This window comes from Neorhizobium sp. BETTINA12A (assembly GCF_023006485.1).
GTDB lineage: Bacteria > Pseudomonadota > Alphaproteobacteria > Rhizobiales > Rhizobiaceae > Neorhizobium.
In genome coordinates this window covers 1-8625 of the sequence record NZ_JALBGW010000188.1, presented here as the reverse complement: position 1 = coordinate 8625, position 8625 = coordinate 1, and the positions used below count along the sequence as shown (strand labels likewise).

At 63.3% G+C, this 8625-nt stretch carries 7 protein-coding genes and 1 pseudogene; 1 reads left to right on the top strand and 7 read right to left on the bottom strand.

Annotated features, from left to right (window positions below):
• The 7 genes from MOV61_RS26245 to MOV61_RS26215 all read right to left on the bottom strand — a co-directional run.
• Nucleotides 1-274: ATP-binding cassette domain-containing protein (locus tag MOV61_RS26245; RefSeq protein ID WP_247138686.1), on the bottom strand; the 274-nt coding region annotated here is incomplete at its 3' end.
• A gap of 141 nt (nt 275-415) precedes the next feature.
• Entirely contained in the window at nt 416-1783 is a 1368-nt protein-coding gene (locus MOV61_RS26240) for an MFS transporter (RefSeq protein ID WP_247138685.1), read from the bottom strand.
• A gap of 92 nt (nt 1784-1875) precedes the next feature.
• Nucleotides 1876-3111, bottom strand: coding sequence for a peptidase T (gene pepT, locus MOV61_RS26235; protein WP_247138684.1), 1236 nt, complete (start codon nt 3109-3111; stop codon nt 1876-1878).
• A 350-nt stretch (nt 3112-3461) separates the two neighbouring features.
• Nucleotides 3462-4673: a cytochrome c gene (locus tag MOV61_RS26230; protein WP_247138683.1), complete on the bottom strand. Its 1212-nt coding sequence runs from the start codon at nt 4671-4673 to the stop codon at nt 3462-3464.
• Nucleotides 4670-6436 (bottom strand): GMC family oxidoreductase, encoded by a 1767-nt coding sequence (locus MOV61_RS26225; protein WP_247138682.1) that lies wholly within the window; start codon nt 6434-6436, stop codon nt 4670-4672. Before MOV61_RS26225 ends, MOV61_RS26230 begins: the two co-directional genes overlap by 4 nt.
• A gap of 12 nt (nt 6437-6448) precedes the next feature.
• Complete coding sequence (locus MOV61_RS26220) at nt 6449-7201, bottom strand: gluconate 2-dehydrogenase subunit 3 family protein (protein WP_247138681.1); 753 nt, start codon at nt 7199-7201, stop codon at nt 6449-6451.
• A gap of 148 nt (nt 7202-7349) precedes the next feature.
• Nucleotides 7350-8162, bottom strand: a complete 813-nt coding sequence (locus MOV61_RS26215) for an IclR family transcriptional regulator (protein WP_247138680.1) — start codon at nt 8160-8162, stop codon at nt 7350-7352.
• A gap of 247 nt (nt 8163-8409) precedes the next feature.
• Between MOV61_RS26215 and MOV61_RS26210 the strand changes: the two are divergent.
• Nucleotides 8410-8625, top strand: a pseudogene (locus MOV61_RS26210) (MFS transporter); the annotation flags it as partial.

Sequence of the window (8625 nt, the reverse complement as noted above, 5' to 3'; positions counted from 1 at the left end):
CCAGCGCCTCGCGTGTGCCAAAAAGGTCGGCGATGGTCTCATCCGGCGCGACCTGCACGCTCTGGCGCAGCACGCCGAGGCTGCCGGAGACGGAGACCGTGCCGGATGCGGGCGATAGTTCGCCGGTGATCAGCTTCAAGAGCGTGGTCTTGCCGACGCCGTTGCGCCCGACAAGGCCGGCGCGTTCAGGCCCGAAGCTGAGGTTCAGATTGGAAAAAAGCGGCCGGCCGTCAGGCGTGGACCACGAAAGATTGGCAAGCGTAATGGAAGGCATGGACGGCTCCCCGAATGGCAAGGCAAAGCGGCGTTGCGTTTCGGTTGAGGTCCATGGGTCACCGTCCTGTTGGTGCTGCAGATCGCGGTTTTTTAGGCGGAAAATGCGGCGCGTTCAAGACTGGCGATCCCGGCACGTCGATCATCGGCCGATCGTCGACAGTGCCACGGCAGCGCCCATCACCTGCACAAGCGCGCCAACGATCATCGCGGCGAAAAAGCCGTTTTCCGCGCCGGCTACCGCCGCAAAGATCGCCCCGAGTGCCGCAACGCCGATCGTCGCACCCACCATGCGCGCAACGTTGATGAGGGCACCCGCCGTTCCGCCGCGATTGCTCCCGACCGCCGACACGGCGACGGCGGTCAGCGGCCCGGTCGCGAGTCCCATGCCGATCCCGGTCAGCAACAACCCGATTTCACTCATCATGAAGAGGTCGAGCATGAAGGCAACACTCAGGATACCGTTGCCGATTCCGATCGTCGCCAATCCGAGGGCGATCGTGACACGCTGTCCGAAATGCTGCACCACGGCGTCTGAAAAGGGCGAGACCAGCACGAAGCTCAGCGCCATGGGCAGCAGCGCCAGTCCGGTCGAGGTGGCATCGAGCCGGCCGAGCGATTGCGTCGCGAGTGGAAACAGAAACAGCGTCCCGTACATGCCGAAAGTCATGGCCGTCGTGCCTGCCATGGCGCCGGTAAAGGATTTCGAACGGAACATCGTCAGCGGCACGAGCGCCGCCTGCCCTTGCCTATGCTCGACCGCGAGAAACAGGCCAAACAACACGAAGCCCGTAACCCCGAAAGCAGCCGTGAGAGACATGGTGGAATGTGGTGATTCGATCGCGGCAAGTGTCACCGTCGCCAAAGACAGGATCGCCAGCACCTGGCCGCTAATGTCGAAAGATCGACCTGCCGGATCGGCGCTTTCCTCGATCGTCGCGCGCGCACTGACGGCGCCGACAAGCGAAAACGGTACGACGACATAAAAGACGGAACGCCAACCGAAGGCATAGATCAGCAGCCCGCCGAGCGTCGGCCCGATGGCGAGCGCCAGTCCGTTGCACGCCGCCCATATGCCGAGCGCCCGCTGCCTGGCCTGCTGGTCTGGATAGATCACCCGAATGATCGAAAGCGAGGCGGGAAGCAGCAGCGCCGCGCCAACGCCCGTCAATGCACGTGCGGCGATCAAAAGCGGAGCCGTGGGAGCGACCGCGCATCCGATGCTGGCGATGCCGAATACCAAGGCGCCAGAGATCAGGATCCTGCGGCGGCCGGCGAGATCGGCCAGCAGCCCGCCGGTCAGCAGCAGCACCGCGTAGACGAGATTATAGGCGTCGACCACCCACTGCAGTTGAGAGACCGTGGCATCCAGATCCTTGCCGATCGGATCCAGGGCGAGATTGACGACGGACGTATCCAATTGCGCCGTGATCACGGCAAGGCAAAGGGTCGCGAGCGCAGCGTGGGGCTGCCGGGCTCGCGCTTGCGATGTTTTCGAGGGGCGATCCATGGAGTTCCACGCCGACTTGATTACACCAGTCTGCGGAAAATGGTCTTCCATCCGTCGAGGACAATAGTGCCGTGCCGGGTTTCAGCGGTTCCTCAGGCCCGCTCTTCCCAGAGTTTCGCAAGCTCGACCACCGTCTTCACCGCCAGCTCCATGTCCTGGCTGCTGACGAATTCCAGCGGGGAGTGGAAGGCATGGCCGCCGGCGAAAAGGTTGGCGCAGGGCAGGCCCATGAAGGAGAGGCGTGAACCGTCCGTGCCGCCGCGGATGCTGCCGCGCACCGGGGTCATGCCGGCCCGGCTGATCGCCTCGACCGCGTAATCGACGATGCCCGGATGCTGGTCGAGCACCACTTTCATGTTGCGGTACTGTTCCTTGACGGTGAAGGTGTAGGTCGAGCCGGGGTAATCGGCGATCACCTGCCTGGTGATCTCCTCGAGCAGCGTCTCCTTGGTCTTCAGGCCCTCTTCGGTAAAATCGCGGATGATGAAGGAGAGGTTCGCCTTTTCCATCACGCCGGACATGCCGGTCGGGTGGATGAAGCCGTCGCGGCCCCTGGTGGTCTCGGGCGTCATGTCCTTCGGCAGTCTTGCGACGATACCGCCGGCGATCTTGATGGCGTTTTCCATCTTGCCGAAGGCGAAGCCCGGATGCATGGCGACGCCCTTGATGGCGATCTCCACCGCATCGGCCGAAAACGTCTCGTCCTCGATCGTGCCGGCCGTCTCGCCGTCCAGCGTATAGCCGAAATCGGCGCCGAGCTTTGCAAGGTCGACCTTGTCGACGCCACGGCCGATCTCCTCGTCGGTGGTGAAGAGGATGCGGATCGCGCCGTGCCTGACGTCCGGATTGTTGATGAAGAATTCGGCCGCCGACATGATCTCGGCAATGCCCGCCTTGTCGTCGGCGCCTAGAAGCGTGGTGCCGTCGGAGGTGATGATGTCGTTGCCGATCTGGTCCTTCAGCACCGGATGTTCGGACACCCGGATCACCTGGTTTTTGTCGCCGGTGAGCTGGATGTCGCCACCCTGATAGTTCTTGACGATCTGCGGCTTGACGTTGGTGCCGGAGAAATCCGGCGCGGTATCCATATGGGCGCAGAAGCAGATGACCGGCACGTTGTTCTTCGACGTCGTCGCCGGGATCGTGCCGTAGATATAGCCATGCTCGTCGAGATGCGCGTCGGTAATGCCGATCGCCAGCATCTCCTCGACCAGCAGCCGGCCGAGATCCTTCTGCTTCATCGTCGACGGCTGGGAGGGCGACTTGGCGTCGGACTGGGTGTCGATGACGACGTAACGGAGGAAACGATCGGTAACGCTATCGGCCATGGGGGAAAATCCAAAATTGTGAACGGAAAAATGGAGTTGTAGCGGGAGGATGAGGGTGCGTGAAGGCGGGAAATGAAGATGTGCGGTTGGACGTGATCAAGCGTCCAGCCAGAACGCCCCCCTCTGTCCTGCCGGACATCTCCCCCACGGGTGGGGAGATTGGATGGAGCTGACGTCTTGCCACAAATTATACCGACAAATGCCCAAATCCGTTCGGCGTGAAGCGATGAGCACGCCTCTGGCCGATCTCCCCCCTTGTGGGGGAGGTGCCCGGCAGGGCAGAGGGGGGTATCGCTTCGGCATACTCTTCGACGGCTGAGTTTGCCTCCGCGCGACGTCCCTCGGCTTCTCTACCGCTGCGCCCCGATATCCGAAGCCCCGACCGAAGGTGCTGCATTGCCCCAGCTGTTGCGGACATAGGTGAGCACCGCCGCGACCTGCTCATCCGACAGCTTCCAGCCGAGCGACGGCATGGCGGGTGTCGTTTTCGCCGCGGGCGTATGCACCGCCTGGCTGCCCTGCAGCACCAGCCGCGTCAGCGTCTCCGCGCTCGGCTGCTGGACGATCGAGCTGCCGGCGAGTGCCGGGAAGAGCTGGCTCGCGCCCTTGCCGTCGCCGCCATGGCAGGCGGAACAGGTGTCGTGATAAATCGCCGCCCCCACCTTCATGCGCGCATCGCTCGCCGGAATCGGCTGCGGTTTCTGCGTCGAACCGCCTTCGGTGCTCTTGAGGTAAGTGGCAATCGCGTGCACATCCGCGTCGGTCATCAGCGACGTCGAGGCCTGGATCGCCTCCGCCATCGGGCCCGAAGCGATTGTATGCCCGTTGGTGCCGGTCTTCAGGTATCGGACGATCTCGTCCTCGCTCCAGCTGCCAATGCCGATATAGCTGTTGCCAGTGATGTTGGGTGCATACCATCCCTGCAGCGAACCACCCTGAAGGGCCTCGCTTGTCTCGTCCGCGCCGAGCGCGGTTTTCGGCGAATGGCAGGTGCCGCAATGGCCCGGCCCCTGGACGATATAGGCGCCGCGGTTCCATTCGGCCGATTTCGACGGATCGGGCCGGAATTCGCCCGGCGTGAAGTTCAGCATGTTCCAGCCCATCATCGACAGCCGGATGTTGAACGGGAACGGCAACTGGTTGGATTCGACCGGGTTGAAGACCGGATCGACGGTCCGGAGATAGGACCAGAGGTTGCCGATATCCCTGTCGGTCATCCTGGTATAGGCCGGATAGGGCATGGCGGGGTAGAGCCGCTTGCCGTCATGGCCGATGCCGGTTTTCAATGCGCCGCGGAAATCCGCCTCCGTCCAGTTGCCGATGCCCGTCGCCTTGTCGGGCGTGATGTTCGGCGGAATGATCTGGCCGAAGGGCGTTTCGAGTGGCAGCCCGCCGGAGAGTGGTTTTGCCCCCGGCGCGGTGTGACAGGCGGAGCAATCGCCGAGGATCGCCTGGTAACGACCGCGGATGATCTCGTCCGCCTGGTCGGGAGCCTGGGCAAGCGCCAGGCCTGCCGAGAAGGCCGTTGCGGCAAGGGTGAGGGAAAAGACGATCCTGCTCATGCCGACACCAGAGGTTGGCCGGGGTTGCGGAGATATTGCTGGCGGATGGCATCCGCCGCGTGGAATGCGAGCGCCCCGACGGTGCCGGTGGGGTTCTTGCCGGCATTGTGGGCGAAGGCGGAAGCGCCGATGACGAAGACGTTGGCGACGTCCCAGCTCTGCAGGTACTTGTTGACGGCGCTGGTCTTGGGGTCCGTGCCCATGATCGCCCCGCCGGTATTGTGGGTGCTCTGGTAGGGCACCGAATCCCAGCCCTTCTTGCGGCGGGTATTGGTGTATTGCTTGCCGCCGAAGGCCTTGGCGATCTCCTCCATCCGGTCCGAGACCCAGTTCGACATGCGGATGTCGTTATCGGGGAAATCGAAGGTGAAGCGCAGCAGCGGCCGCCCGAACCGGTCCGTATAGGTCGGATCGAGATCGAGATAGTTGCCGCGGGTCGGATAGCTCGACCCTTGCGAGGAAAAGCCGAGCGTCGACTTGTAGGATTTGACGGTGGCCTTCTTCCAGTCGCTGCCCCAGCGCGGCGTGCCGGGCGGGGTCGGGCGGGTCTGGATCGGCCGGCCGTTCGAGGGGATACAGTTGATGCCCGCCCCGCCGACGAAATCGAGCGGCCCGTGGTCGAAGGCATCGCCGTTAAAGTCGTCCACCGTCTGGCCGAGCGCGCCGGCGGCAACGAATGGATTGAAGTTCTTGTCGTCGAAGAACACCTGCGCGCCGGCATTGGTCTGATAGCAGTAGTTCCGCCCGACAGTCCCCTCCCCGGTATTCGGATCGTAGATCTCGCCGATGCCGGAGAGCATCATCAGCCGGACGTTGTGGAGACCATAGGCGCAGAGCAGCACGATATCGGCCGGCTGGAAGAACTCCTCGCCCGACGTATTCACATAGGTAACGCCGCGGGCGTGTTTCTTCGAGGGATCGAGATCCACGTGCAGGACTTCCGACTCGGTGCGGACCTCGAAATTCTTCTTTTTCATCAGCACCGGCAGAATGGTCGTCTGGGCCGAGGATTTCGAATAGTTGGCGCAGCCGAACCGTTCGCAGAAACCGCACATGGTGCATTGGCCCATGGCGATGCCGAGCGGGTTGATATAGTCCTTGGAAAGGTTCGCCGCCGGCGTCGGGAACGGGTGCAGGTTCAACGACTTGGTCACCTGTGCAAACAGCGTCGGCGCATAGGTCATCTGCAGCGGCGGCAGCGGATAATCGCGCGACCGCGGATCCTCGAACGGATTGCCGCCCTCCTGGATCTGGCCGTTGATATTGCCCGCCCTGCCGGAAATGCCGGCGAGATATTCGAAGCGGTCGAAGGATTTTTCCATCTCGGCGCCGGTCACGCCCCAGTTCTGCAATTGCAGGTCCTGGATCCGTGCCGCGCCGTAGCGATCCCTCAGGTGGTCGGCGATCTGGAAGTCGCTGTCCCAGAACCGCCAGGTATGGCCGTTCCAGTGAACGCCGGCGCCGCCCACCCCGTTGCCGGGCAGGAAGGAGCCGTAATCGCGCATCGGCAGCGCCGTCTGCGAGGTGTTGTTGCGCATCGTCATCGCTTCGACGACCGGCTGCAGGAAGAGATCGCGGCGGATGCCGTAGCGAAGTTCGTCCTGGGCATAACCGATGTTGAAATCGGTGGCCGTGTCGCGCCAAGGACCGCGTTCGATCGCCACGACGTCGAGCCCGTCCTCCGTCAGTTCATGAGCGAGGATCGCGCCTGTCCAGCCAAGGCCGACAATCACGGCGTCCTTGCGAGGTAGAATAGTGGTCATATTTTTCAGTCCCTACCTGGTCATCCATTCCGTCGAGCCTGCGATCGAAACCGGAGGCAGGGGATAGGGTTGGTTGTGTTTGGAAACGTGGTCGCGGTAGTCGTATCGCGCGCCGGGAAAGCCCAGCATCTTCCACGAGGCCATGTCCTTGTTGCCGCCATAGATCGGGTCGGCGAAGAAACCTTCCATCACGTTGGCGAGCATCAGGTTGAAGAAGGACTTGGCATCCACCTTGTTCGGCAGGGTGATCTTTCCGGCTTCGAGATCCTTGAGGACCGCGTCCTGGTCGCCGGGCGCAAGTTCGGCGAAGCGCTTGCCGCCCTTGGTTTCGCGGGTGAACGCGTTGAGCGCGGCAATGCCGGCGCGGTATCGCTGGGCCGGCGTGTCGGACGCCTGATACCCCTGCGTCGGCAGGCCGGGCATGAACGGGCCCTTGGTATAGAGCCGGCTCGACGTGCCGTAGGATCCCACCAGCTGCCGGTCGAGATAAAGAACGCAGCCGGCATCCTTGCCGCCGAGCGACAGATCGTCCGCCGGCACCAGCCGGTCGGCGACCGCCTCCATTGTCTGCGCCTCTTCGAGCGTGAAGAACAGCCAGCCGCCGGGCTTGACCTGTACCGGCGGATCGGCGGAGCGCGCCTCCCAGGGAAGGCTGCCGGAAATGCTGCGCGCCATCACGGGCGCGGCACCGCCGGCGAGAATGGTAAAAGCAACGGAAGAAAGGAATTGGCGCCGCGTGGGGCGCTTAAGACAGTGGGTTTCCATAGAGGACCTCCCCGGAGAGAAAAGGTCGGTGACGCGCCGAAACGACGTGCGCCGATGAGATCGAACCGAGCGGTTCAATGATTTACCTAGAGCGCGTCCAATCCGCGGCAACCCTTCTGGAACATTAAATCGTCACGGCTGCCGCTCGTCAGAAATCGCCGGCACCGAGCGAACCGCGATGTCCGAGGCGGGCGGAAATTGCCCGTGCCGCGACGAGCAGCGGTTCGGCAAAACCGTTCAAATTTTTCAGCGACAGGCGCTGGACCGGGCCCGCGATCGCGACGGCGCCGACCACGTCCGACTGGGCGTCATGGATGGGGGCGGCGATGGCGCGCATGCCGAGCTCGTTTTCCTCGTCTTCCACCGCGTAACCGAGGCGACGGATAGTGCCGAGCAGTTTCAGCAGCTTATCGGGATCGGTGACGGTTTTCGGGGTTCGGAGCGGCAGGGGCGCGCCGACAAGGGCCGCAATGCGGCTTTCCGGCTGGAAGGCGAGTATCGCCCGGCCGGCGGCCGTCGCATGATAAGGCGCGCGCATGCCGATCTCGGCGCTGATGCGCACCGCCTGCCGGGAAGGCTGGACGCGGATATACATGATCTCCGGCCCGGCCGGCACGCCGAGCAGCACCGTCTCGTCCGTTTCGCTGCGCAGGTCCATCAACAGCGTGCGCGCTTCGGTGGAAAGGTCCATGCGGTTGCGCACCAACGAACCGAGCCTGAAAAGCTCGAGCCCGAGCCGATAACGGCCGGTCTCGCGATTCTGTTCGAGAAAATCTTCGGCCATCAGCGTCACCACCAGGCGATGGACGGTGCTCTTGGCAATGCCGAGACGGCGGGCGAGTTCGGTGACGCCGATCTCCGCGTCGTCGCCTTCGAAAGCCTTGAGGATGCGGATCGCCATCGACACCGAAGAAAGGCGGCCCTTTTGCTGGTCCTCGTCCTGCGCGCCCGTGATCTTCATGTTCCCACCGTCTTCATCTCGGTTGCCGCTCCCGTTCCAATCAGCCGGCGTGCATTCGGACAACGGGCGCGGTCAACGCCGCAACTGCAAAAGCGCCGTTGACAGCCCCTTATCCAAGGGAATATTCTGTTTGTGGACCGGCGTTCCATATAGAAGAACACATGACGACGACTGAAGCAAGCGGAAACACCATCGGTGGCCGCGCGGTTTGGTGGCCCGCCAGGAACCGGGCTTACGAAACAAGGGCTTGAACCGAAAGACTGACAAATTGGATACCCGCAAGACCGTGCCGCTGATCGTCGCATCGGCCCTCATCATGCAGCAGATCGATTCGACGGCGATCGCCACGGCCCTGCCGACGATCGCCGACGCGCTCGGCGAACCGCCGCTGGCGCTGCATTCGACGATCACCGTCTATGTGCTGTCGCTCGGCGTGTTCCTGCCCCTGAGCGGCTGGCTTGCG